The following is a 26,940-nucleotide window of genomic DNA, read 5'->3' as shown; positions in this document are numbered from 1 at the left end:
AACAATTAAATGCTAATCAGTGGGTTAGATGTCTAAATTATGTTAAGGCGGGAAATATGCCAGTTGGGAAGCGTTATTCAGTATTAAAATTAAATCTCGCTTAATCGATTAATTGTCTTCGCTATAGAAAGTACGTAAGGGGTGGATGTTCAGGAAGTGAAATCTTTCGGCCAGGGCGGCAGAGATAGGGGGAATCGCTTATTCAGCAATCGTTATTTTTATGCCCAGCTTTTGACATTGATCAACAATTGCAGGTGATATCCCTTTATCTGTTATGATTTCATCGATATCATGGAGTCCGCAGATTTTACTAAAGCCTCTTTTACCGAATTTGGTATGATCAGCCAGCACAACAACCTTTTGCACTACACTGATCATGGATTTGTTCAGTTGGGCTTCCATGGAATTGCTGGTGGTAAGACCGAACTCAAAATCGATGCCGTCCACGCCTAAATAGAGTTTAGTGCAGAAAAAATCTTTCAGAATATCCTCGGCATAACTACCTACTACTGAGGAAGAACTCTGGCGGACAATGCCACCTAGCTGCATGATATCCACGTTGTTGTGCTTGACAAGTTCGCTTGCGACCTGCAGGGCAGAGGTAATAACGATTAATTTTTGCTGAGGTAATATTTCCCTGGCCAGCGCAAGCATGGTTGTACCGGAGGCAATAATAATTGAATCATCCGCCGTGATATAGGTAGCCGCTTTTTTACCGATGGATTTTTTCTCCGAGGTCTGTATCATCTCCTTTTCATTAACTGGTCGGTCAGTGGTAAAGGGATTGGTATTGGACGCGCCACCGTGGGTTCTGTAAAGTTTTCCTGCTTTTTCCAGAAGCTTAAGGTCCTTTCGTATGGTAACCGCTGAAACTTTTAAAGACTTGCAAAGATTGGAAACGCTCTCATAACCCTTTTGATGTACTATGTCAATGATTTGTTGATGTCTCTCTAAACTGGCCATAGATATAGTTTTGACAACAAAGGTACTGAATGATAAGCACTTGGCATTATAAAAATTTAAATTTGTTAATAAAGCCGCTACTGTCGAATTAATTCATTTGATATCAACTGGTTATAAAAAATTTTAGATTTTCTTTATATTTTATTTGTGATTTCTGATTGTTTATCTTTAATTTCGTTTTGTTGTTTTATTATTTGTTTAGAAAATAAATGAAACATTTATTAGTATCATACGAAGCTATATTGTGATATTTAAGGCTGTTGCAACCTACATACACCGAATCTTGGAGCCTGAGGCAACGACCGTTAAAATTTAAATCGTATCAATGGAATTGTTCGATAGAAATACATTACTGAAATCACTGGAAAGCCATGAAACCTGGGACTTAGTTGTTATCGGTGGCGGCGCCACTGGGCTTGGAATCGCAGTGGATGGAGCCACCAGGGGTTATAAGACTTTACTGGTAGAACAGGCTGATTTTGCCAAAGGGACCTCCAGCAGAAGCACAAAACTGGTGCATGGTGGCGTACGGTACCTGGCCCAGGGGGATATCGGCCTTGTTAGAGAGGCGCTGAAGGAAAGGGGGCGTTTACTGCAAAATGCACCACATCTGACCAGAAATGAATCAATCATTATCCCTTGTTATAGTTTTCTGAGCGCGATAAAATATACAGTCGGGCTAAAACTCTATGACGCTCTTGCCGGTAGACTGAGTTTTGGAAAATCAATGCTGATCAAAAAGACAACATTGTCAAAAAGATTGCCGACTGTTCAAAAACACGGCCTTACCTGCGGCGTGCTCTATCATGATGGTACTTTTGATGATGCACGTCTGGCGCTTAATCTGGCGCAGACCGCTGTTGAATATGGTGGCACCTGCCTTAATTATATGAGGGTTACCAGTCTTAGTAAAAATAAAGAGGGTAAAATTAACGGACTTGTACTTACAGACCAGCTGACCGGCATTGTTCACCCTGTAAAAGCCTCCAGTGTGGTGAATGCCACGGGCGTTTTTGCAGATGAAATTCTGCATATGGATAACGCTGGCGCGAAAACCATGATTCGTCCAAGCCAGGGAATACACCTAGTATTGGATAAGAAATTTTTAAACAGTAAGACTGGCATCATGATTCCCAAAACCGAGGACGGCCGGGTACTGTTTGTGTTACCTTGGTTTGATAAGGTGCTGATGGGCACAACAGATACACCGCTGAATGCACATTCGCTGGAGCCCAGAGCGCTGGAAGAGGAAATTGAATTCATATTAAAAACTGCCGGTAAATATCTGGAAATTGCCCCTGCCAGAAGTGATGTCCAGAGTGTTTATGCAGGACTCCGTCCTTTGGCTGCGACCTCTGATCAATCCGATAAAACCAAGGAGATATCCAGAAGTCATAAGGTGCTAGTGGCTGAAAGCGGGCTGGTATCAATAGTTGGTGGTAAATGGACAACCTATAGAAAAATGGCGGAAGATACCATAGGTAAAATGATTCAGGAAGGCTTATTGCCGGAGGCTTCCTGTAAAACCGTTGATCTTCCTATTCACGGAGCTGCACCATTAGATGATAGCGGAGATCCCTTATCCGGATATGGTTCGGATAAAAAATTAATAAACGCTTTTATTGAAAGTCTGCCGGAGTTGGCAAAGCCTGTAGCCGGATATGACAGATTGCTCACTATTCAGGTAATTTGGGCGGTCCGATATGAAATGGCTCATACTATTGAAGATCTACTGGCCCGAAGAACCCGTCTATTGTTTACCGATGCTAAAAAGGCCATTGAACTGGCCGGGCCAGTGGCGCAGATTATGGCGACAGAATTAGACAAGGATCAAAAATGGATAGACGCACAAGTGGCTGAATTTACCAGTCTTGCAAAAGGGTATTTGTTAACCTGATAAATAAAACATCATATTAAAAAAGTATATATTGGAAGTGAGCCAGAAGGATTGAAGTGAATAAAGATTGTACATGAGGCGTGCCAGAGAATTTTAAAAAGTCGATTGCCGGGGAGTAAGTGGGGGAGAGGAACCTGAAGGCCTACATTATTGTTGGCGCATTGGGCGTCATTTGACTGTTAAGCATCTGCACAGTCGTTAATCAGTGTCCGTTGTGGATAGCTATCATCATATATTATTTGCCGTGGGTAAAATATCACCTAACGACGATGTATCCGATTATCCTTTGTGTATTGATGGAATTATGGAATCCGCAGCGGCGTGTTACTCATTGATAATACAAACTATATATAATCCTATTCACGTGTATGCACCTAAAATTTTGATTCTTAAGAAAAAAATTATTACATCACTTGTGCTTTTACATTCTCTATTAAACCCTAAAGCGTAAATTATGGTATTTACAATTTTCAGGAAAAGGCCCGGATGCTTCAAAATGCAATGTTCTTTGCTTAAATGGCGTCTGGGGTTGTTAATTGGCTTTTCTATTTGTTCGGTAATGGTCTTTGCTCAATCTCAGATTAAAGGCATAGTGGTGTCTGCTAAGGATCAGACTCCGCTGGCAGGAGCTACTGTGCATTTAACGGGTAGTAATACAAATACTCTTACTGGTAGTGATGGGGGATTTTCCATTGCAGCCAATGTGGGAGATTCTCTTAATGTAACCATGATTGGTTATCTGAGTGAAAGCCTGGTTATTCAAAGTAGCTCAGTAGGCGTCATCGCATTAAAGGAAGATGCGAATGATTTGACTAGTGTCGTGGTTGTTGGTTACGGGACACAGAAAAAAGTTAATCTGACCGGAGCCGTGACAGCAGTAGATATGACCAAAAAAGAGGGACAACCTATCACCAACGCCAGCAACGCCTTGCATGGAGTCCCCGGCCTATTTGTGAATCTTTCCAACAGCCAACCGGGAGTAGACCGGGCAACGATACGAATCAGAGGTATTGGAACTTTAAATGACAATGATCCCCTTGTATTGGTAGATGGGGTAGAATATGATTTAAATGAGCTCAATCCCAATGATATTGCCACTGTTACCATCTTAAAAGATGCCTCGGCGGCCATTTATGGGTCCAGAGCGGGAAATGGTGTGATTCTGGTGACCACAAAAACGGGTCACGGACAGGCTAAAATCAATTACAATTTTTACCATGGCGTACAAAATTATACGTACATGCCCGATGTTATCTGGGATCCAATTGAATATATGAAACTTAAAAATCAGGCCCTGATTAATGAAGGTAAGGATGCCGTAGATTACTCTGATGAAGAGATCGCCGAATATGAAGCGGGAATGAAAACGGATCCAATTACCTATCCCTCCAGTAATTGGTTTGATATTGCTTTAAAAAACGGAAGAATTCAAAAACATGATGTGAGTATATCCGGGAGTAACGATAAAGCCTCCTACCGGTTGTCTTTAGGATTTTTAGACAGAAATGGGATTATGATAGGGCCTGGCAATCATGAGAAAAAATATTCTATCGGATTAAATACCAGTTTTAAAGTGTCCAAACGGCTGACAGTAGGGATGACGCTGGATGGTTATTATAGAAATTATACCCAGCCCTTTTATACCAGTTTCTGGAGTTATCTGATGCGTTCCCTGCCTATTTTAACAGATACGCTGTCTGATGGCAGATTTGGAAATTCCTGGATGCGTACGCCGGGCAGAAATAACTGGGAAAATCCACGAATGATCGCGTATACCGGCTATGGCCATAAAACGGTACAGCGCTTTGTAACCAGTGTTTTTGCAAATTATAAATTGCCCTTTAACCTGACCTACAATATTAAATTCGGGATTGATAAATATGATGGTTTATTGGAAGAATTTACACCCCAGGTAAAAACCTGGAATCCCAAAATACCGACTTCCTATATTAATTGGAACAGTCCTTCCACGGCACCCAGATCCTCTAATACTGATTACAATAATCTGAATCAACATTTTTACCAGACATTGGATTGGAATAAAAGTTTTGGCGATCATCATCTGAGCTTAATGGTGGGAACCAGCTATGATCATTTTGAAACCAAAAATTTTGATGCCTCCATGACAGGTTATCTGGATGCAACGCTGACAGCGCTGGATGCCGGTACAGAGCGGTATGCAACGGGAGGTAATTCCACCACGGATGTACTGATTTCTTATTTTGGCAGAGCGAATTATGATTATAAAGGTAAGTATCTTTTAGAAGGCATTCTCCGCACAGATGGTTCTTCCCGGTTTGCGGATGGTAGACGCTGGGGCTCTTTCCCCGGTATCTCCGCTGGCTGGCGTTTAGATAAAGAAAACTTTTTTCCCTGGAAAAATACGGTAAACCTGGCAAAAGTTCGCGCTTCCTATGGACAGGTAGGTAACCAGGCGGTACCCTTGTACAGTTATGAGAACTCCATTAACCTGGGCAGAAATTATAGTTTCGGAGGAACACTTGCTTCCGGTGCTGCCGCTACCGCCTATACGGATCCAACCATCACCTGGGAAACGACCACTAATTATAATGTAGGGCTGGATCTGGAGTTATTGAATCACCGTTTAAACTTCTCAGCGGATGTATACAAGAAAAGAACTTCCAATATCCTTCGTGCTGTAGATATTCCCGATCAGGTAGGTGGTTTGACAGGACCACAGCAAAACATCGGTGTGATGGATAATAAAGGTGTGGAACTGACCCTGGGATATCATGATCACATAGGAGACTTTAACTATGGTGTGAATGGCAATATCTCCTTTAATCAAAACAAAGTGGTGGATATTGATGGTCAGATTCTATATAGCTATAATACCAACCTGGCCACCATTACCAAGGAGGGTCTGCCTATTGATTCTTATTATATTCTGGATGCCATCGGCATTTTTCAAAGTGATGAAGAAGTGGCTAACAGCCCTTTTCAGTCAGTTAGTACAAAAGCGGGGTATATTAAATACCGGGATGTTAATAATGACGGTGTAATTAACGCTGATGACAGAGTTATCATAAAATCCTCTTCAGCAATGCCGAAGTATACCTATGGTTTTAATCTGGACTTTGGTTATAAGGGGCTGTCCCTGAGTGCTTTTTTCCAGGGAGTAGGGGGACTTAAGATTTATCCGGAAGGGAATCTTGTTTTTCCGTTTAATAACGGAGCGGGAGCTACCTGGCGGTGGGCCAAGGATGCCTGGACCCCGGAAAATACAGGTGCCAGGCTGCCTATTGTTACCACCAGCACGGACGGAGATGATAATTTTAAGGCCTCTGATTTTTGGTTAAGAGACGGCTCTTATCTGCGGATGAAAAATATCCAGCTGGCTTATGAACTGCCGGCTAAATGGCTGAACAGGGTGAAGATTTCTCAGTTTACTATATATGTTAATGCAGAAAATTATCTGACTTTCTCTAAATACAAGGATTATGATCCGGAGACAACTTTAAATGTGTCTTCCCTTTATCATTATCCGATGTTAAAAACGCTTAGTGGAGGCGTTAAGATTACATTTTAGATAAGTCGTAATTGAGATTAAATATTAACCAATAAAATTTGTAGTCATGCAATTCAAAAATATAATACTGGTCCTTTCATCAGCAATATTGCTGTTGGGTAGTTGCAGTAAAAGCTTACTGGATACTTCTCCCGATAATAAATACGTGGAAGGTAATTTCTGGGAATCAGAAGCTGCGGTTGACGCCGCACTCACCGGCTGCTATGCAGTACTGACTTATTCAGGTATGTATGGTGGAGAGGCCACTGCGCTTTGGGAGGAAACGGCATCCCCGAATGCATATAACTATAGTAACTCCATGGGCTTTAATGCGATTGCTGAGGGGACGCAGGAAGCCTCCAGTGAGGGGATAATTCCAACCCGCTATCAGAACTGTTACGCAGGAATAGGACGTTGTAATTCATTTTTAGCACACGCCGGCGAGGTGCCGCTCGATGCAGATGATTATGCCCGGATGCGGGGAGAAGTCTATTTTTTAAGAGCCCTTTATTATTTTAATCTGGAGAATTATTATGGTGGTATTCCGTTAATTCTGGATCCTCCAGATGTGAGTACACAGGCGGAACTGCCAAGAACGGACCGGGTTGAAGTAGTGAATCAAATATTAAAAGATCTGGATAGTGCGTCTAGTCTGCTACCGTTTAAATATGGTTCGGCAGATCAGGGGCGTGCTACCAAAGGTGCTGCCATGAGCTTAAAAGCAAGGATTTTATTATATGAAGCCAGTCCACTGCTCAATACAGATAATAGCAAGGAGAAATGGCAGGCAGCTGAGGATGCCGCACAGGCTGTTATAGATGCTGCTCCTCAGGCAGGGTATGGTTTATTCGGTAATTACAGAAGCCTGTTTTTGCCCGAAAATGAAAATAACAAAGAAGTGATTTTTGATGTACAGTTTATTTATCCTGATTTAGGTAATTCATTTGATCTGATTGGACGGCAGTATAATACCAATGCACCTTTGCTGGGATTGGCGGAGGCTTATGAAATGGATAATGGTCTTGCTATCAACAACCCTAATAGCGGATACGATGCCGGTGATCCATATAAAAACAGAGATCCCAGGCTTTACGCGACTATCGTATTCCCCGGCGATACTTTTATGGGAGTACCGGTAACTAATACACGGTTTTCAATCACCGGATATGGCATGAAAAAATATACGGTGTATGATAAAGAAACGGCTTCTTCTGATGTTTCAGATTTAAAGGGAGGGCAGTCGTATACTAATTTTATCGTACTCAGATATGCGGATATACTGATGATGTATGCTGAGGCAAGAAATGAAGTCTCTGGACCAGATGATAAAGTATTGTCTGCCCTGAATCAGATCAGGAACAGGGCGGGAATGCCGGAAATTACAGGTACTTATACACAGGATTCCATGCGCAACATTATTCATCTGGAAAGACGCATAGAATTTGCGGGTGAAGCGCTCTATTATAATGATATAAGGCGATGGAAGACGGCCGAGACAGAGCTGAATCAGAAGATTTATACCTATAATCATAGTGCCATCGAAACCCGGACCTTTGATCCGGCCAGAGATTACTGGTGGCCTATTCCGCAGGTACAAAAGGATCTCAACCCAAATCTGGAACAATCTGCTGGTTATTAGTATACAGGTAAGATCCAAGGGGTAGATGAGTTAAATGGGAGGCCTGCCTGCCTGTAGTGATCTGCCAGCTGTCCTTAAAAAGACAGCAGGTGTAACTGACAGCTGGCGGGTATCCATTTTGTCCTGCCAGGTTTTATAAATGCCGGGCATTCTGATGATAAGGTAAGAAAAATTTAATCTGAGAAAGGTTCGGTTTTCATAATAAAGCACTTAGGTTTTTATTACGCGCCAGTGTATAAAAAATGAAATATGATTAAATTGTAAAACAATTTTAAAGCTAAGAGAAGAACGTATAAATAATTGTATATTTATCTTTCAATTCGCAAATTGAAGATTAAAAAGCTATGGGTTGCTACAGCTATACTACAGGTGGTATTTTTTAAATAAATATGATGATGGACTCAAGAAGAGAATTTTTAAAAAAAGCTATGTTATTGTCTGGCGCTGTCGGGGTGGCTTCCGCTGTTCCAGCTTCTATAAAAAAAGCCTTGTCTATAGACCCTGAAGAAGGAAGTGATTTTTATCAGGCAGAACATATTGTTATTTTGATGCAGGAAAACAGGGCTTTTGATCACTGTTTTGGTGCACTGAGAGGTGTGCGCGGGTTTAATGACCCAAGAGCCATAACATTACCGGATAGTAATCCGGTTTGGTTACAAACCAATAAGAAGGGCGAAACTTATGCCCCTTTTCGATTTAGTATAGCAGATAGTAAGATTACCTGGATGGGGTCTATTCCCCATTCCAGAGCAAGCCAGGTTGATGCAGACAATTTAAGTAAATATGACGGTTGGCTGGAGGCTAAGAAATCCGACAATCCACAGTATAAGGATATGCCATTGACGCTGGGGCATTACATAAGAGAAGACCTTCCTTTTAATTATGCGATGGCAGATGCGTTTACGATTTGTGATCAGCATTATTGTTCTGCTATGACCAGTACCTGGCCCAACAGGTTATATTTATGGAGCGGAACGATTAGAGAAGAAAAAAATAGTGACTCCAAAACTTATATCCGCAATGATATTCCATGGGGAGAAGCCAGATGGAAAACCATGCCTGAAAATCTTCAGGAGCTGGGTATTTCCTGGAAAGTTTATCAAAATGATTTGTCATCAGTGGGCGGATACAAAGGTAATGAACGTGCGTGGCTCTCTAATTTTGGCTGCAACCCGCTGGAGTTTTTGTCACAATTTAATTTGCGTTATCAGCCAGGCTATCTGAATACTGTCCAGATACGCGTGGAAAAACTGCAATCAGAAATAAAGGAGCTGGAAGGTGGTCTGAGTAACCTACAAGAGAATTCTGATAAGTGGGACACTGCCAGAGCTACCATTGCCAAGAAAAAAGAAGTGTTGGCAGATGCGCAGCAGCAGGTGGGACGCTGGACCAGGGACCGGTTTGAAAAACTTTCTGATTATCAAAAAGGTTTATATAACAATGCTTTTGTTATTAATAATCAGGATCCTAAGTACCGTGACCTTGTACAATTGAATTATAAAGACGGCGGCGTTAAAAGGGAAGTCGAAGTTCCTGCCGGGGATGTCCTTTATCAATTCAGAAAAGATGTCGACAGCGGCCAATTGCCAACTGTTTCATGGCTGGTCCCTTCTCAAAATTTTTCTGACCATCCAAGTGCTCCTTGGTACGGCACCTGGCTAACCTCTGAGATCTTAGATATTCTGACCAAGAATCCGGAAGTCTGGAAAAAGACCATTTTTATTTTAACCTACGATGAAAATGATGGTTATTTTGATCATGTGCCACCTTATGTGGCTCCCGACCCAGAGAATCCGATGACAGGAAAAGTGACCAGTGATATTAAAGAAACTGCAGCTGAACAGGTTAGGTTGAAAAATGAACTCCGTGACGGAATTAATAAAAAAGGTGCGCGAGGAGGCCCAATTGGGTTGGGCTTCAGAGTGCCTATGATTATTGCATCACCCTGGAGCAGAGGTGGTAAAGTCTGTTCTCAGGTGCTGGATCATACTTCGCCTTTACAATTTATCGAAAAATTTGTGGCTAAGAAGTTTGGGAAGCAATTGCATCAGGCAACTATTACCGATTGGCGGCGTGCCATTTGTGGCGATTTGACGGCAGCCTTTACTAAATTTGAAAAAGCAGGTAAAGAAAAACTGCCATTCCTGGATCGGGACCAGTTTGTTCAACGTATTTACAATGCAAAATTTAAAGACGCACCTAAAGGTTATAAAGCATTGGATAGCAATGATATTAAGACTTTTAAAACTAATCCTGGGCAGTCCGAATGGCGGCCACGCCAGGAACCGGGCTCAAGACCTTCATTGGCGCTTCCTTATGAACTTTATGCGGAAGGGCAGTTAGATAAGGTGGGCGGATCGGTTACCATAAACATGAAAGCAGGCAATCAGATCTTCGCTGATCAGTCTGCTGGGGCTCCATTTATGGCCTATGCTCATGGCGGATATCTGAGCTGGGAAGCAGAAAAAAACAATACCAGGGATTTTGATCCGGTAAGGGTCTGGCATTTTGCCCTGACTGCCGGCAATAGTCTGCAACATAGCTGGCCATTAAATGGTTTTCAGAAAGAGCAGTATGATTTAAGACTTTATGGTCCCAATGGCTTTTACCGAGGACTGAAAGGATCCCTCAAAGATCCTGGGCTTACCATCAGCCTAAGCTATGAGACTAAACGTATGATGACAAGAAGTCTTACGGGTAATCTGATAATAAAAATTAGTAATACCGACAGGACATTCTCTCATGAACTGGAAATCGTAGACAAGGCATACGGTAAATCTCCCATCAAAAGAAGGATTGCCCAGCAGGGGAATGCAGAATTGGTAATGGATGTAAAAAACTCAGGTGGCTGGTATGATTTTGTGATAAAAGTCTCCGGTAATGATAGTTTTGAAAGGCATTTTGCCGGCAGGGTGGAGACGGGCAAAGAGTCCGTCTCAGATGCTCAGCTGGGGAGCGTTTAAATTAAGCATTTTTTGAGACCAGTTGCAAAGGTATCTGGTGCTTTAAATATAGAAAATATGAGTCATAATACTAACCTATCCTTTCCTGTAAAAGGGAAGACACCTAAAGCAGGCAGCCGCATAAAGAATAATTTATCCTATGCGGTCTGCGCGCTTATTTTACCTCTTACGGTCAGCTTGCTGTCAGGTTGCACCTCGTCAGCGACTAATAAACCATTAAGCGGTTTTGATGCCCAGGCGCATCGGGGTGGCAGAGGGCTTATGCCGGAAAATACGATCGCCAGTGAAAAAAATGCAATAGATTATAACTGTACCCTGGAAATGGATCTCCAGATGTCTAAAGACAGTCAGATCGTAGTGAGCCATGATGCTTATTTTAACGCAGATTTCTGTCTGACACCGGAAGGAGAAACGATGAATAAAAAGGATGGGTTGAGCCGGCTTCTTTTTAATATGACCTATGATTCTATTGCCAAATATGACGTAGGCTTAAAACCGTATCCTAATTTCACCAAACAAAGGAAAATTCCTGCCGTTCGCCCCTTACTTACCGTTTTAATTGACTCCGTTGAGGCCTATGCCAAACAGAAAAATCATATCAATCTTTATAATATAGAATTAAAGACCAGCCCCAAGGCGGACAGCGTACATTATCCTGATCTGGGTACTTATGTGTCCAAGGCCTTGCACATTATAATAGACAAAGGAATTGCCAAAAGAACCATGATTCAATCCTTTGACGTCAGAGCGCTAAGGATGGTCCATGATTCTTTTCCGGATATGCAGACGTCCTATCTGGTAGGGGATAAGGACACCAATACTGTTCAGGGGTATATCAATACCTTAGGGTTTACTCCAACCATATTTTCTCCTGATTATCATATCGTTACTCCGGAATTGATAGCCGGATTTCATAAACAGGGTGTAAAAGTCATCCCCTGGACACCCAATACCCTCAGCGAATTGCAAAGTTTAAAGGATATGGGCGTGGATGGATTAATCACGGATTATCCTAACCTTTATAGTCAGCTCAAATAAGAACGACCGGTGGCCATATTTTGTTTTATTCATTCCTGGCAGTAGTTGGAGTTTCTGGCCGAAAACACTTGAAAGTAAATAGGGGAAAGGGTTTTCAGCCAAAAAGGCGGGATATATGTTAAAAAATAAAATGTACTGGATGTCAGGTTTTAAACAGTAATCTGCCATTAAATTGTGTATGTATTTTTTTTTATTAATTTAAAAGTAGAAACATGCAACAGTTTTTAATGGCCTCAAAAGAGGAGCGCCAACAGCAACTTAAAATTGCGACCACCCGTTCCGGAATTCCCCAGCATCTTTTGGAACATGATTGGTGGCAGTCATTTGTGCTTAAGGCACTCTTTGAAATACCCAGTGCCGAGTATTTAACCTTACATGGGTCCAGGAGTGTACGCAACCATTGAAGGACTGCACCGGCTTTAAGCAGGAATATAGATATTCTTGTAGCACAGGCGGCTTTGGGATGCCGGGCTCCCAAAAATCCTTCCTTAGAATTTTTACAGAATATCCAACGGCAAGGCTGTGATTTTGTAGAGAAAATACTGGTGAAGGAGTTAAAATTTAAACTACAAAAGGCCTTACTTAAGACGGGCGTGCAGGTGGAGGTCAGGGCAGGCTTTCTGGCTGACACTCAAAAAGCTCAGCCGATCAGAGATATTTATGTGGAATATCCCTGCCTTTATGGAGGAATTCATAACCCGAAAGGTATTATAAAAATCAGGTGCAGCTTTCTGGGCATTGTGCTTTGTCAGGTAAGTAGTATTCAACAGGATTTACTCAGTTATTATACAGGACCACAAACTGTTCAGGCGGCCGGTACAGGATTTAAGGTTCGTAGTGTATCAGCCATGCAATGCCTGCTGGAGAAAATGCTTTTACTGCATGAACTTTACAGGATTGAAGAACCGGCGTCTTATAAAATAATAGGTACTGCCAGGCATTTATATGATATTGTCCAGTTATTTGAACTAGTGAGTACTACGACCGACCGTATGGATCAAAATTTACTCAACCGATTGCGACGCCATCGTAATGAATGGCTCAAAATCTCTACCACTTCTTTTAGAGGCTGCTCCTTTAAAAAGCTATGTTTTATTCCGCCTCTGAATCTATTGGGCCCTTTAATGGATGATTACAGAAAACTCAGAAAAGAGGTCATCTTCGACCAGCAGTGGGACTTTCCGGTTTTGGTCGGAAAAATACAGCAAATCAATCAGTGGTTTAACGGAATTCAGTGGCCCAGATTAAAAGACTGCAGCCAGCATTCTGAATCAGAGCGCCCATTAACAGGCAATGGATTATCAAAGCATCTGACGGACGTTGTACAGACGGCCATATAATAATATTAGCTTTAAGTATCTGCCATTCGTAAAAAAGGGATGATTGGTATCAGTAAAGTCTTTTTATTGTAGCGTGTAAGGGGGGAATCGTTGAGGCCGGAGGGAATCTTTGTGCGGGAGAGCAAAACAGGCAGTTTGGGGCGCTTGTAACCAGAAATTTGTAAAGCCAGTATACTTTGTTTAGTTTTGCAGGGCACAGGGGACAGGTATTTTATGGGAAACCAACCAAAATATGTCTAATTAGGGGATAATTGTGGCTGTATAGCAGTCCTTTAAACGCTAATTTTGATACCCTGTCGCCAAATCTGTTCAATTTAACGATCTATACCTTTATGAAAAGCAGATTTTTATTCCTGACAAGTTCCGTGGTTATTATGGCAATCGTCGTACTGGCAGGCTGCAAAACCGCCTCCTTATATTCGTCCGGTGCAGTCATTAACGGTCCTTCGTCCAAAAGCATTTATGCCAACATGCAGCGTGCTGCTGTATGGCAGATGGATTCCATTAAACACAAAGGCTGGCGTCACCCGATGGGTGATTGGACAAGTGCTGCACTATATACAGGTCTGCTGGCCTGGCAGGATGTTTCCAAGGATACAGCCACTCTGAATTTTTTAACAGGAGTGGCAGATTCCTTGCAGTGGAAGCTAAAGGACGGTAAAAGCCGGTATCATGCGGATAATTACTGCATTGGGCAACTCTATTGTCAGCTCTATTCTTTAAAAAAGGATCAAAATAGAATTGCGGATTTAAAGTCTCTGGCTGATACGCTAAAAAACAGACCGCATACGGAGTCTTTGGAATGGAAAAATAATATTGGTCTTAGAGAATGGGCCTGGTGCGATGCTCTTTTTATGGGGCCGCCCCCTATTGCCATGCTGGCGAGCGTTACCGGTGACCGCAACTATATGAATCTGGTGGATAAACTCTGGTGGAAAACATCTGATTACCTTTACGATAATAAAGAAAGACTATTTTTTAGGGACAGCCGTTATTTTACCCAAAAAGAAAAAAACGGAGAAAAGGTATTCTGGTCCAGAGGGAATGCCTGGGTGCTGGCAGGCCTTGCAAGAGTGCTGGAATATATGCCGGAAGATTATTGGGATCGAAGATACTGGGTGGCCCAGTTCAGGGATATGGCCAGCAGGATTGCTGGGTTACAACAGGCCGATGGAACCTGGCACGCAAGCCTTTTGGATCCGGCCAGTTATCCAGGCAAAGAGACCAGTGGTACCGGATTTTATTGTTACGCCATGGCTTGGGGGATTAACCATGGTATTTTAGATGCCAGCCAGTATACGGCCACAGTAGACAGAGCCTGGGAGGCATTGGTTGGGTGTCTGCACCCCAATGGTATGCTTGGATTTGCGCAACCAATAGGCGCAGCGCCGGGTTATGTAAATTATGATGATACTGAATTATATGCCGTAGGCGCCTTTTTACTGGCCGGCAAAGAAATGATGGCCTTGCATAAGGATTTGAATCCTAAAGAAGAGACCCCGACGCAAAAAGGGAAATAGCCTTAATATAGAGGGGCTATATACAGAAAATCAGCTATCGCCTGCAGTGCTCGCGGTAAGGATTTTAAAGCTTCTCCCTGCTTATTTCTCTATAAGCCCAGAAATGATATTTACACTGAGTGCAATAATTGCGGCATTGAATGCAAAGGAAAAAAGGCCGTGAACCATGGCGATTCGCCTGATTTTTTTATCGGATATTTCCACATCGGACACCTGAAAAGTGGTGCCGAGCGTAAAGGAAAAATAGGCAAAATCCAAAAAATCCGGCCATTGATTCACGTTGTTTTGCTTATCCTCAGGGTGTGTGGGGAAATCCAGTCCGCCGGCATGCTTGTCTTTTCTGGCATTATCTCTGGCATAATACAAATGCGCGTACCGGACCGTAAAGATGGTATGGACCAGGATCCAGGAAAGCACCATGCAACTGAGGCAGCTGATCAGGTTGAGGGCTTTGTAGAGTTCGCCTGTGCCAGCCGATAAGACCATTTGTACGACAGAGAAAATAGAAAATAAGGCGGCAAACAAAGAAAGGATAAAAATAAAGCTACGGCTGCTATCCTCATGCTGGGCTTCTTTTCTGATGGATTTTGAATCTGTAAGCATCGCCAGCCATATCAGTACAATCTGGCTCAGGCAAAACACATCCCAGCTAAGTACCAGATGTGCGGTCTTGGGTACTTTTACTAACAGAAAAAATAATAGGGCCAGGCCCAGACTTATACCTAGTTTGGCTGTGCCTGAAAGTCTGATTGTCCTACCTTCTTTTTTGACAGGGAAATTTTTGTCCTTAGCGGAATGTGCCGGATTTGTCATCACTTCGTTTTCAATAAAGTTACGGCAAAATATTCCCAGTATAAAGCCGGGCAGATAAATTACTGTTTAATAAATTTTAATCTCATCGGTGAATAAGAACCCCCGGTCATGCGGGGCGATCAGTCTGACATACCGTGCTTTTTTACCTTGTAGGTTAAAATGGTAGTTTTCAAAGCGAAGACGGTCCTGTGAGGCGGGAGTGGTGGTCTTGACACTGCCGACATCCGTAAAATGCTGATTGTCGCCGGAAAGCTGGACCTTTACCTCAGTGGGCATATATACGCCAGGGCCGGTTAGCTGCATAAACCGAATGTCCAGACTCCGGAGCTGTGTTTCACTGCCCATATCCACTGTGACATCCATTTGTTTACCTAAAAAGCCTTGCCAACGGTCATCGCTATAGGTTAATGAACCGGTGATGCCATCCGTTAAAGTCGCATCTGCTGCAGCCGGGTAGCTTTTAGCGTAAGGTGCATTGTATATTACTCTTTTGCCGATTGCCCGGTGGTAATCCACGGTGAAACTGTCTGTGATCGCCCGGGAAATTTCCTCTGGTCTTATTCCTTGCGATAAAATCGCCGCTTTGACCAGGGCGTGGCCTTTGATGGCAAAAGGGGAGGTGTAGCGCTTACCTGATTTTACAGGGTCCTCGCCATTCACTGTATAATAAATTTCTGGCTGATACAGTTCGCTGGAGAGGGAGACAATAATTTGCTGATTTTCCCGGTCGACCTGTTGATCTTGCAAAACCACAGGCCTGGGTCTGCAATAATTGACATGTGCTCTTTGTAATAGCAGATATTGTTGCTGCATTCTCTTTAAGAAATCGGGAAAATCCTGCAGACCATGCGGTGTCCAGCTGATTTCTGCCAGTGCCAGTGCTCTTGGGAAAAGCATATAATCAGCATGCTCCATAGTCGGCACCCATTCGGTGAATAAATTGGCCTGAACTCCCAACATGTTTGCTTGCTGGAAAAGGCTAAGGCTGTCTTCCGGCAATGGATTAAAGGCATAGACTTTGGACAATGGAATATACCCGCCTATGGCCTCAGGTTCTGTCATGGGATCAGATTGATAATGATCCAGATAAAGGTATTTACTGGTTGCCTGTATGACTTTATGGCCTGCTCTTGCCACCTGGATCGCTGTGTGGGGATTACGCCACACCATTACGGCAGCGCCTGGAGCCAGTCCACCCTGGGTTATCTCATCCCAACCCAATAGCTGGCGGCCGTGTTGGTTTAAAAACTTTTCCAGTCGGTGAATGCCATAACTCTGCAGACCATTTAAATCTTTGATCTGACTTTTTTGCATCAGCTCCTTGCATTGGGCGCAGTCCTGCCAGGACTTTTTTGAAGCCTCATCACCACCTATATGGATATAAGTAGAAGGGAAGATGGACATTACCTCTGTAAGAACATTTTCCATGAAGGTATAAGTACTGTCACTGCAGACGTTCAATTCATGGACATCTTTAGCAGAACCAGTGGCCGATAAAAAGGGATAGGCATGTAACAGTTCTTCCGCATGTCCGGGAAATTCAATTTCCGGAATAATATTAATTCCCCTTTGAGCGGCGTAGGCTACAATATCTTTAGCTTCCGGCTGGGTGTAGTAACCGCCATAGCTCTCAGGATCTCCTTGTTTGGCATAACGTCTTCCATTCTGACTCCATTTAGTCTGTGGGCCTTCTGGCCTGAATGCGGCCAGTGAGGTGAGTAAAGGGTATTTTTTTATCTCCAGACGCCAGCCGGCGCCGTCGGTTAAATGCCAGTGAAATTCATTCATTTTGTAAAGAGCCATCAGATCCAGCAGCTTTTTAATATACATGGGCGGGAAAAAGTTACGACTGACATCCAGCATTAGTCCTCTATAGCTATAGCGGGGATAATCATAAACGGTTACTGCAGGAACGCGGTGTCTATCCCATTGAAGCTTTTGTAATTGCAGTAAGGTAAACATGCCATTCAGGGCTCCTTTGTCAGCAGCAGCCTGGATTATAATTTCTCTGGAGGTGACTTTTAGGACATACGCCTGCTCAATATGGCTCTGCATGACAGATACATCCCGAGGGGAGGTCGTATTTTTATTATGCGCTAAGGCCGTCTCCATCATTTTCCCGAGCTGCGCACTGGAAAGCTGCTGGAAAATGATACGTCTCGTTTTAGATAAATACGTCTTGTCGGAGCTCCTGTTTTGCTGTCTGTGGATTGTCTTATTGCTTATATTATTTATATTAGAAGTGCCGGCTTTTTCAGTAAGTGCTGAAATGATGGTGACGGTGGAGGCGGGCAGCAGCCAGTTATCTGCCAGCAGTTCAGCGGTACCGCGCCATTGCTTTGGAACTTCTATATAAATCTTAGCAGAATCGGATGCTGCCTTTGTCAGACTCAGAAGAAAGCAGCCCTCATCCGGATCCTTTTCAATCATAACCGGCTTTGGAACCAAATCATAGCTCAGCGGCTGAAGGGTATCAGAAAAGGTCGAATCTTTTATTTTATCTAAAAAGCCATCTGGCCTGTTATTTTTAAAGGCTGGTGCAGCCAAAGAAATCTGAACGATTATTAATAAGGCGGAAGTAGTGCAAGTTAAATGTCTGGTCCTTTTGCAGGTCAGCGTTTTTAATAGACCAGAGAAAGAGCGGAAGATGGAAGATTTCATATTAATGAAAATGTGAATATTGCTGTTTCTAGTTGTAATTACAATTTGAGCGTCTGCAATTGGAAATTCTTTTTCCAATTGCAGTAAAAGTAGTACTTTTATTGAAGGATTTGCCGTTTATCATAGTCGGCGGCCTCTAACGATATGGCTCACTTTAAATGCAATTAGCATGAATCACTTGCAACGTGCGGCCCGATTTAAAGAACTACATTATCGTCCCGGGATATTTGTATTAGCCAATGCCTGGGACGGGGCCTCTGCCCGTCTCTTAGAAAATATGGGTTTTGACGCAATCGCGACCACCAGTGCCGGTATGGCTTTCTCTATTGGAAAGCCTGATGACCCAGGCAGGGTTAGTCGGGAAGATGCGCTTAAAAATGCCCAGCAGATATTAGACAATACTTCCATTCCTGTTTCCGCAGATCTGATGAATGGTTTTGGCAATCTTCCGGAAGATTGCGCGGTTACGATAAAACTGGCAGCCGCTACCGGTTTATCCGGGGCTTCTATTGAAGATGCGACCGGTCTTGCCGAGCAGCCCATTTATGATTTTAAATTATCAGTAGAAAGAGTCAAGGCCGCTGTTAAAGCAGTTCGGGCTTTAAATAAGCCTTTTATGCTGACCGCCAGAGCAGAAAACTATCTTCATGGTAAAGCGGATCTAAAAGATACGATTGACCGGTTGGTGGCCTATGCAGAGGTGGGGGCGGATGTATTATTTGCACCCGGTATCAGAACCCTGGAAGACATAGAAACACTTGTAAAGGCCGTAAACCCGAAGCCTGTAAATGTACTGTTATCTTTAGAACAAAATAATTTTGGTCAGAAACAATTAGAAGATATCGGAGTTAAAAGAATCAGCCTGGGCTCAGGTTTATTTAGAGTCGCCTACGGCTATTTGCAGGAAACTGCCAGTCAGTTTTTGCCTGGAGATAAACAGGATGGATTTGTGCCGACTTTGCAGCATGCAGAATATAACGAACTGTTTGCAAAAGCGGTAAATGACAAACCGGCAGGCAGATAAAACCAAAATAGGCGCGTTTATTTCAATGTATTAATAATCAATATAGTTATAGCCTTCTGAGCGTTTGTTATTGTATAAATCAGCTGCACCGCTATTGGTCATAATAGAAACGGGATTCAGATAGAAAAATGGAAGATTGGTCGAGTTTTGGAGATGGGATATACCAGGTCAGGGCTACCGCTGATCTCTTGGTATAAACTTTGTTATTGAACGACAACCTAAAGCTAATAAACCGCTTTAGGAGGATTAAAGAAAAAATTAAATTGTAAAAACAAGAAAAAGAATATCATGAAAAAAATCAATGGATTACTCGTTGCCGTTTGCGCCAGTACTTTTATGTTTGCCTGTGGCTCTAATCAGTCTTCAGATCAGACGGCTGATTCCACCAACGTGGAACAATCAGCTGATTCAAGTGCGCTGGATACCGTTTCTGACGCAGTAGATACGGCTGCCGCTGCTGTAAATCAGGCTGCTACCGATGCCGCCGCCGCGACAACGGCTGCTGCCGCTGCAACGGGTGCTGCAGTAAGCAATGCTGCTGATAAGGCGGATAAAAAAGCGCATGAACTGGGTCAGGATGCACATGATAAAGCCCAACAGGCGCAGGCCGCTGCTGAACAAGCTGGTAAAGACGGTAAATCAGGCGTACAGAAAGCCTGGGATGGTACCAAAAAGGTAGCCGGTAAAGTCGGTGAAGGTGCTGCTACCGGTGCAAAAGCAGTAGGAAATGGCGTGAAAAAAGGTGCTCAGGCGGTTGGTCACGTTGCTTCTGAAGGTGCTGAAAAAGTAAAAGATGCTGTCAAAAAAGACTAAGCGTCCTTTAGTAATTTATTCAAAGTTTCTTAAAAACAATGCATAACAATAGGCCCGCCTCAGGCGGGCCTATTTAATTTTTAAAGCCTGATCTGAATTTTATAAACAACTGTTAGGTTTTCTTTGAAAGTTTTATAATAAACCTTATTTTTAATCCAGGTTCGGCTATGATATCAGGAAGTATCCTGATGACAAAAGATGAGTCATCTTCAACAGAACAATATAAGCTTTACCCATAAAACAACATCAATATGGCAGCTTCTATTCCATTTATTTTAGTTCCCTTTGGGCAGGGTGATTATGCAGATTTCAGGTTGCTGACCCAGAGCGACCGGGTGATGGAGATGATTACAGGCAGCGCGTTGAGTGAGGCCGAGAGTAAAGTTCATTTTGAAAAAGTCCTGCAACAAAACAGCATTGCTCCTGGCTTTGGAAATTTTAAAATCATAAATGAGCAGAATCAGGAATTTATTGGTCTGGCTAAACTGGTATTGGAAACTGCTGATGATAAGGAAGTTGAGATAGGCTTTATGTTGACCGAGTCATACCAGGGTAAGGGGATCGCCACTGAAGCTACCAGAAGGTTGTTGGAAACCGCCGGCGCACAAAAGACTTTAACCCGGGTCAAAGCTATTTTAGATCCCCAGAATAAAGCTTCCAGGAAAATTCTCGTTGGGGCAGGCTTTGTTTCTGAGTTTGTAGGAGAAATAGATGGTCTGCCAGGAGAAGTCATGAGCCTGTTATTGTAACTAAAAAAGGGCTTTATATATTCATTAAAAATGTAAACGGTGAAAAGATAATACGGCGAATCTGCGTTGGTTAAATAGTTTTTTAAGATTTTGCTAGCAGCAATAGTCGTACATTGTGGGATAGAATCTAATTAAGCTTAAAGCTACAATGAATAATAATTTTCAGGTGATGTCCCGATTCGTAAAAATTTGTAAAGTCCCACTGCTATTTGCCACTGTACTATTGACTGTGTCTGGCTGTGCAGGGCAGGGAAAAAACAATCATAATATGGAAAATAATAAAACAATGCAAGAAGGGACAAGTGAACATGCAAATAATCCTTATTACTCCAGGACAGATACAGCGGTATTGCATGTGAGTAATGAAGAGTGGAAGAAAATCTTGCCACCGGATTTATACAATGTTGCCCGGGAGCAGGGAACGGAGGCTCCGTTCAAAGGTAGGTACTGGAATGCCGATCAAAGAGGAACTTATTATTGCGCAGTATGCGGGAATAAGCTTTTTGATTCGGATGCTAAATTTGCCAGTTCATGCGGATGGCCCAGTTTTTTTGAGACGGACAGAAAGGATGCGGTTATCTACAAGGAAGATTATTCACATGGCATGCACCGTATTGAGGTAGAGTGTGCCAGGTGTCATTCACATCTTGGACATATTTTTGACGACGGTCCGGCCCCTACGTATAAAAGATATTGCATGAATTCTGTGTCACTGGATTTTGAGCCGCACCGTTAATTTTTAATATTGTTTGTAATGCAAAAAGAGGTACAGCCGGGAAAAGTTCAGTAAAAATGAGCATTTTCCCGGCTGTGATTTTTTACAATTGAACAAATGAATCTGAGGTATTGTGCTCACAAAAGGATGTCTCATTAAATGCCATTACTTAATCATAAAAAGGTCTTGCCAAGCTTACCGGACTTATCGTGGGTAGACCGTACAGAAGAATTGGCGGATGTTATGGCCGTTTTTTAATTAAAGTTCGATTGGTGACTTTTACTTAAAGATGGCCTTTGCCGCTGTTTTTTTATCTTTGTCCATACAAAATACAGCTCATGTCAGTCGCAAAAGATCCCAATAAAGATTCCAAGATTACGGAAAGTCTCTTGTCAACAAATTTCAATAACCCGCTCAGCTTTGCGCCCACGGACTGGGAAGGGCTTTTAAATCAAATTAAAGAAGATGCCCGCCAATATCTGGAAGCCATGCGGGAACATCCGGTAAGCGTTGGGGCTGCGCTGCCCCTGCCAGCCTTTCAGAGACTTCCGGAAAACGGACTGGGGCTCCAGCAGGTGCTGGCAGATTTTAAAAAAAACTGGAGCCCACATTTGGTTGGATCCAGCGGACCGCGTTATGTGGGTTTTGTGACAGGGGGGGTAACGCCTGCTGCCCTTGCGGGCGATTGGCTGACAACGGTCTGGGATCAGAATACACAGGCTGTAACGGGGCAGGGTGATGTTTCCGCAAGACTGGAACTTGCTACCATTGGGCTTTTAAGGGAGCTGCTGGGTTTGCCGGATTCATTGATCGGGGGCTTTGTGACGGGGGCTACCATGAGTAACTTCACTTGTCTGGGTACGGCAAGACAGTGGTGGGGAGCGCAAAAAGGACTTAATATTGCACTAGATGGGCTCAGACAGGATATTGCTGTTTTGACCGCCACCGCGCATTCATCCAGTATTAAATGTCTTTCCATGCTGGGTATGGGCAGCCAAAACCTTACAAAGGTTAAAGTTAGTAAGGGGGACCGGGAAATAATGGATATGGAAGATTTGATAGATAAAATAAAGCAGTTAAATGGTCAGCCTTTTATTCTGATTTCGAGTGCAGGTACGGTAAATACCGTTGATTTTGATGATTTTGAACAAATCGGGGCGTTAAAAGAAAAATATAATTTCTGGTGGCATATTGATGGTGCTTTCGGAGCTTTTGCAGCCTGCAGTCCGGAACATAGACATCTGGTTAAGGGATGGGAAAAGGCGGACTCTATAACGATTGATGGACATAAGTGGCTGAATGTGCCTTATGACAGCGGCATATTCTTTATTCAAAAAACACACCATCTGGCCACCTATAATACCTTTAGAAACTCCAATGCACCTTATCTGGGTGAAATATCGGGTGATAGTCTTTTAGAAAAGTTCAATTATTTGAATTTTTTACCAGAGAATTCCAGAAGGTTTCGGGCATTACCTGCCTGGTTTTCCCTAAATAGTTATGGGAAAAGGGGCTACCAGGCCATTGTGGAAAACAGTATTGCTCAGGCAAAATCGTTATCAGACTGGATAGAGCAGCAGCCGGAACTGGAGCTGGTAGCCCCGACGCGTCTGAATAATATATGCTTTACCTTAAGCGCGAATTCAAGAGATTCGATTCACCTGGAAGACGAAAATAAGAGCGTTGAAAAATTTTTATATCAACTCAACCTGGAAGGTAAAGTCTTTATGAGTCCCACTGTATACAGAGGCAGAACTGCCATCCGAGCTTCCTTTGTCAATTGGCAAACCAGTCCGGCTGATATTCTACATATCCAAACTGTTATTATGCAAACCCTGGGAAGATACAAATCCTAAGGATGGCACTTGGTGCCGGCTCATCGCTGTTCTTACAATCAAATCTATTCAACACCAGATTATTTTTACAATCAATTTTTTAATTTTTATGCAATTACAGAATATCACCGTTTTTTGCGGTTCAAGCAGCGGGCAGGATAATATTTATATGGAACAGGCCTACGCGTTGGGCACTGAACTGGCAAAACGAGGAATTGGCCTGATATATGGCGGCGCCAAAGTGGGCCTGATGGGTGCTGTCGCTAATGGTGTTCTTGAGTATCATCCCAAAGGCAAGGCCGTGGGGGTGATTCCCGGATTTTTAAAATCCGTTGAAATCGCCCATGAACATCTGACAACATTAATTGTAGTAGATACGATGCATCAGCGTAAAGCCAAAATGGATGCACTCTCAGATGGCATTATTGCGCTACCAGGCGGTTTTGGCACGATGGAAGAACTTTTTGAAATGCTGACCTGGGGGCAATTAGGATTGCATAAAAAACCCGTGGGTATTTTAAATACAGCCGGCTTTTACGATGAACTGATTGCTTTGTGTCAGAAAATGGTGGATAAAGGTTTTTTGAAAAAGCAAAATCAGGATATGTTGCTGGTGGATACTTCCATTAACGGCCTGCTGGATAAAATGCAGCGTTATGAGGCTCCTATAGTGGGAAAATGGATTCAGTCAGAAGAGGATTCCCTTAAAGATAAAATGTGAATAGTGTAAAAAGCTAAAAAATTTATCTTTATTTGCTAATCATGTTTAAAAGTTTATTATATTTGTGTCAGGTATTTACTCATTCTAAATTGACCGACCATGACACCCATATCTCTAGGCAAAAGACCATCCGGACAGTTGTCCGCCCCAAAAAGTAAGATACATCACGGCGCAAATATTAAGCGGCTTCGCTCCTTCTTTGGACTGACCCAGCAAGAGCTGGGGATTAGAATGGGTGAGCGTTGGTCGCAAAAAAGGGTTTCCAAAATGGAAAGCGCGGCCAATATTATGCTCAAAAACCGGGCTCTGGTTGCTCAGGCCCTGGGAATTGATGTGGCACTTATTCAGGAATTTGATCAACAAGCCGGAAGACTGGCACTTTTACAGGTCATGCAAATCAAACAAAGCAACCAGGATGAGCCTGAGGACGTTGCCTCGTTATTTGATAAAATGCTGCAGCTTTTACAGGAAGCCTCGGAACAGTTCCAAATAGAGGGCAGGCGTTTTCAGTTGATCGCCGATTTATTAATCAAGGCCAGGGAATTTAATAAATCAGGCATACAGAGTAATAAGTCAGCTAAAAAGTCTGTGAACTGGTCTGACATCCCTAAGGAAGCCAGCGACTGGGAAGTAAAAGAGCCCGGTGTTCTCGTATGGTCAGTTTGTGTAAATTAAATATATGCTGCAACTGATGAAGCCTGCTGCTGTCAAAATAGGTTTTACCACTTTGCTGTTTTTTCGGTAGCCTCAATGGCAGCCGTTAAATAGAGCAGAGGCGCATTCCAGTTAATGGCAATTTCATTGACGCTAAATGCCTGATCATTGTCCAGATAACTCATGTCCGGCCTGTTTTCTTCAACTGGATAGCCTTTAACGCCGTCTTGTCTGCCAGGGTTTGGCCCACCTACCAGAAGGCCCGGGACTGGTGCATCTACCTCATCGCTGATACTGATTCTATGATGTGGATGTAAGGGTGAGAGTGAGCCGAAACCGGTAACAAAACTATAACCAGTAGGGTTGCGACCCAGTAGGTAATCCAGATTACCCAGGGCGGCTGTTCTGAAGGTGCGTCGCTGACTTAGCTTGTAGGCAGTCATTAGAATCCAGCCTTGATTGGCTGCATTGCTGTTGCTACCCCAGTTAAAATCCTTCATTCTACCACCCATCACTGTTTTAAAGCCCGGATTGGATTGATTGATGAGTTGATTGGCGAGTGACTGGATTTGAGCAGCTGCCTGATGCTGCAGCTTTGAGATGTCTTCCAGTTGCGTTGTTTCCCAGGGGGCATTTACTCTTGAATCTTTAAAATCTGTTGATTGAATTTTACTGAGCCAAACAGCCCCTATGGTTTCAACATTACTCCAGGAAGGTACTGTTAAACTGCTGGGAGTGTACTGCTTTACCGAAGGTAGGTAAGCCGAGTCTTTGGTGGCAATTAACATACAGGCTGCTGCCAGATACCACTCGTCTGTGATTTTTTTATCACCATAGCTGCCTGTGGTTATTTTGGGTTTGAATGCCTTATTGAGTGCATCCTGATCATATATTATATTGGGATGCTTAACGGCCCATTGCCAGGCCATGCGGGCCTTATTCATGAGGCTGTCCGTTAAGCCGGGTAGCATATCAGCGTAGCCTGTTTGATGCAATACCCATGCGGAAATAGCCATTACAGAAGCAAAATCCAGCGTGGCGGCCGTTGATTTTTGTACTACATATCGCTTGTCTTTATCTTTTTGAGGAAGTTCCATCGGATCAAAACCCGCAGAAGTTAGTTTATGATAAACACCTCCATCATCGGGGTCTTGCATCTGCATCATCCAGCGAAGGTTATAGAGTAATTCCGTCAGGTAATCGGGGAGCTTTTCCCCTGTAGCTGAAACCTGTGTCGGAATAGCAGTTTTCAGCTGTGATATAAACCCGGGATAATCATAAAGTGTGGCCACTAGTGTGTGCATGGTAATGGAGGCATTAACAATATACTTATTGTAATCTCCGGCGTCATACCAGCCACCGGGTGCCTGTAGCAGGGTGCCGGCAGGTCGGCTTTCAGTGGCAGCTGACGGGTGGATATATACTGCTGTGTCGGGGTGGCCGGCTTTTCTGATCCATTTATCGCCATAAGGTGCGGTAATGGCCATGGAAGCACGGTTATAATAGTAGGCTTTGATGACACCTTTTAAGAGGTCTGTAAACGGATTGTGGCTGATGATAAAAGGGTAGGACGTGCCCTGTCCCGGAATAGAAAGATAATAATGACCAGATTTTGTAAAACCTGAAAAGTCAGCCACTAAATTATTTTTCTTACTGTAAATGTCTGTGCCGGTAGGCTCCAGTTGTCCGCTGTAAACAGTGTCTGCAAATTGATTCAGCGCAATCAGGTAAAAGGGCGGTTTGCGTTGCCCCGGAAATAAATAGCTGTCTAAGATGGCAATTTTTGTATCCTCGGTACCAAAGCCGATTTGATTGAGTCGGATGCCGCCTGTTGGCGCGTCCGCACTCAAAAACTGCGCTTTTATCTGCGGGATTACCTGCAAACTGAAAAACAGCAGAAAGCCCAGTGCTGAACCATGCGTTTTAAGGTATTTGAAAAAAGAGTAGCGGGAAAAATACTTTTTGGAAGCAGGCCTGCCTGTTTTATCTGATTTAGGTGTAAGGTTTACCGGATGATTGCTGCGATTTCCATTTTCCATGTTCCGACAGATTTCTATTTTTTAGTG

Annotated in this window: 19 protein-coding genes; 15 read left to right on the top strand and 4 right to left on the bottom strand. The window is 43.2% G+C overall.

Going from position 1 to position 26,940, the window contains the following annotated elements; translation table 11 throughout:
* Positions 1-198: 198 nt before the first annotated feature.
* On the bottom strand, positions 199-963 hold the full coding sequence (locus BLU80_RS16905; protein WP_091400825.1) for a DeoR/GlpR family DNA-binding transcription regulator: 765 nt from the start codon (positions 961-963) through the stop codon (positions 199-201).
* Positions 964-1,288: 325 nt separating this feature from the next.
* Here BLU80_RS16905 and BLU80_RS16900 point away from each other — a divergent pair, with 325 nt between their 5' ends.
* From BLU80_RS16900 to BLU80_RS16860, 8 genes are all read left to right on the top strand, one after another.
* Entirely contained in the window at positions 1,289-2,860 is a 1,572-nt protein-coding gene (locus BLU80_RS16900; protein ID WP_091400824.1) for a glycerol-3-phosphate dehydrogenase/oxidase, read from the top strand.
* A 454-nt stretch (positions 2,861-3,314) separates the two neighbouring features.
* Complete coding sequence (locus BLU80_RS16895; RefSeq protein WP_091400822.1) at positions 3,315-6,410, top strand: SusC/RagA family TonB-linked outer membrane protein; 3,096 nt, start codon at positions 3,315-3,317, stop codon at positions 6,408-6,410.
* 46 nt (positions 6,411-6,456) lie between these two features.
* Entirely contained in the window at positions 6,457-8,028 is a 1,572-nt protein-coding gene (locus BLU80_RS16890) for a RagB/SusD family nutrient uptake outer membrane protein (protein WP_091400820.1), read from the top strand.
* Between the two features lie 389 nt (positions 8,029-8,417).
* Positions 8,418-10,991, top strand: a complete 2,574-nt coding sequence (locus BLU80_RS16880) for a phosphocholine-specific phospholipase C (RefSeq protein WP_244518992.1) — start codon at positions 8,418-8,420, stop codon at positions 10,989-10,991.
* A gap of 57 nt (positions 10,992-11,048) precedes the next feature.
* A complete protein-coding gene (locus BLU80_RS16875; RefSeq protein ID WP_091400817.1) occupies positions 11,049-12,029 on the top strand; it encodes a glycerophosphodiester phosphodiesterase family protein in 981 nt (326 codons plus the stop codon).
* 212 nt (positions 12,030-12,241) lie between these two features.
* Entirely contained in the window at positions 12,242-12,433 is a 192-nt protein-coding gene (locus BLU80_RS16870; protein WP_091400815.1) for a hypothetical protein, read from the top strand.
* 141 nt (positions 12,434-12,574) lie between these two features.
* Positions 12,575-13,369: a nucleotidyl transferase AbiEii/AbiGii toxin family protein gene (locus BLU80_RS16865; protein ID WP_394331873.1), complete on the top strand. Its 795-nt coding sequence runs from the start codon at positions 12,575-12,577 to the stop codon at positions 13,367-13,369.
* 332 nt (positions 13,370-13,701) lie between these two features.
* Complete coding sequence (locus tag BLU80_RS16860) at positions 13,702-14,889, top strand: glycoside hydrolase family 88/105 protein (protein WP_091400845.1); 1,188 nt, start codon at positions 13,702-13,704, stop codon at positions 14,887-14,889.
* An 81-nt stretch (positions 14,890-14,970) separates the two neighbouring features.
* Here BLU80_RS16860 and BLU80_RS16855 read toward each other — a convergent pair whose 3' ends face one another.
* Positions 14,971-15,702, bottom strand: coding sequence for a DUF1345 domain-containing protein (locus tag BLU80_RS16855; protein ID WP_091400811.1), 732 nt, complete (start codon positions 15,700-15,702; stop codon positions 14,971-14,973).
* A 66-nt stretch (positions 15,703-15,768) separates the two neighbouring features.
* On the bottom strand, positions 15,769-18,363 hold the full coding sequence (locus BLU80_RS16850; RefSeq protein WP_139188188.1) for a glycoside hydrolase family 20 protein: 2,595 nt from the start codon (positions 18,361-18,363) through the stop codon (positions 15,769-15,771).
* Between the two features lie 169 nt (positions 18,364-18,532).
* On the opposite strand from BLU80_RS16850, the gene BLU80_RS16845 reads away from it, so the two are divergent.
* The 7 genes from BLU80_RS16845 (at position 18,533) to BLU80_RS16815 (ending at position 24,895) form a co-directional block, all read left to right on the top strand.
* The gene (locus BLU80_RS16845) at positions 18,533-19,387 is read left to right on the top strand and encodes an isocitrate lyase/PEP mutase family protein (protein ID WP_091400807.1); all 855 of its coding nucleotides are present in this window, start codon (positions 18,533-18,535) and stop codon (positions 19,385-19,387) included.
* A 288-nt stretch (positions 19,388-19,675) separates the two neighbouring features.
* Complete coding sequence (locus BLU80_RS16840) at positions 19,676-20,200, top strand: hypothetical protein (RefSeq protein ID WP_091400805.1); 525 nt, start codon at positions 19,676-19,678, stop codon at positions 20,198-20,200.
* A 251-nt stretch (positions 20,201-20,451) separates the two neighbouring features.
* Positions 20,452-20,949 (top strand): GNAT family N-acetyltransferase, encoded by a 498-nt coding sequence (locus tag BLU80_RS16835; protein ID WP_091400803.1) that lies wholly within the window; start codon positions 20,452-20,454, stop codon positions 20,947-20,949.
* 268 nt (positions 20,950-21,217) lie between these two features.
* Complete coding sequence (gene msrB, locus BLU80_RS16830) at positions 21,218-21,685, top strand: peptide-methionine (R)-S-oxide reductase MsrB (RefSeq protein WP_091400844.1); 468 nt, start codon at positions 21,218-21,220, stop codon at positions 21,683-21,685.
* A 317-nt stretch (positions 21,686-22,002) separates the two neighbouring features.
* Positions 22,003-23,520 (top strand): pyridoxal phosphate-dependent decarboxylase family protein, encoded by a 1,518-nt coding sequence (locus tag BLU80_RS16825; protein WP_211481890.1) that lies wholly within the window; start codon positions 22,003-22,005, stop codon positions 23,518-23,520.
* A gap of 88 nt (positions 23,521-23,608) precedes the next feature.
* A complete protein-coding gene (locus tag BLU80_RS16820) occupies positions 23,609-24,220 on the top strand; it encodes an LOG family protein (protein ID WP_170831271.1) in 612 nt (203 codons plus the stop codon).
* A gap of 99 nt (positions 24,221-24,319) precedes the next feature.
* Positions 24,320-24,895, top strand: a complete 576-nt coding sequence (locus BLU80_RS16815) for a helix-turn-helix domain-containing protein (protein ID WP_091400802.1) — start codon at positions 24,320-24,322, stop codon at positions 24,893-24,895.
* Between the two features lie 44 nt (positions 24,896-24,939).
* Here the strand turns inward: BLU80_RS16815 and BLU80_RS16810 are convergent, their stop codons facing one another.
* The gene (locus BLU80_RS16810; protein ID WP_091400800.1) at positions 24,940-26,913 is read right to left on the bottom strand and encodes a glycoside hydrolase family 9 protein; all 1,974 of its coding nucleotides are present in this window, start codon (positions 26,911-26,913) and stop codon (positions 24,940-24,942) included.
* Positions 26,914-26,940 lie beyond the last annotated feature (27 nt).

Source organism: Arachidicoccus rhizosphaerae (assembly GCF_900107765.1).
Lineage (GTDB): Bacteria > Bacteroidota > Bacteroidia > Chitinophagales > Chitinophagaceae > Arachidicoccus > Arachidicoccus rhizosphaerae.
Note: the sequence above shows the minus strand (reverse complement) of the source record. Positions and strands in the feature narration are given on the sequence as shown.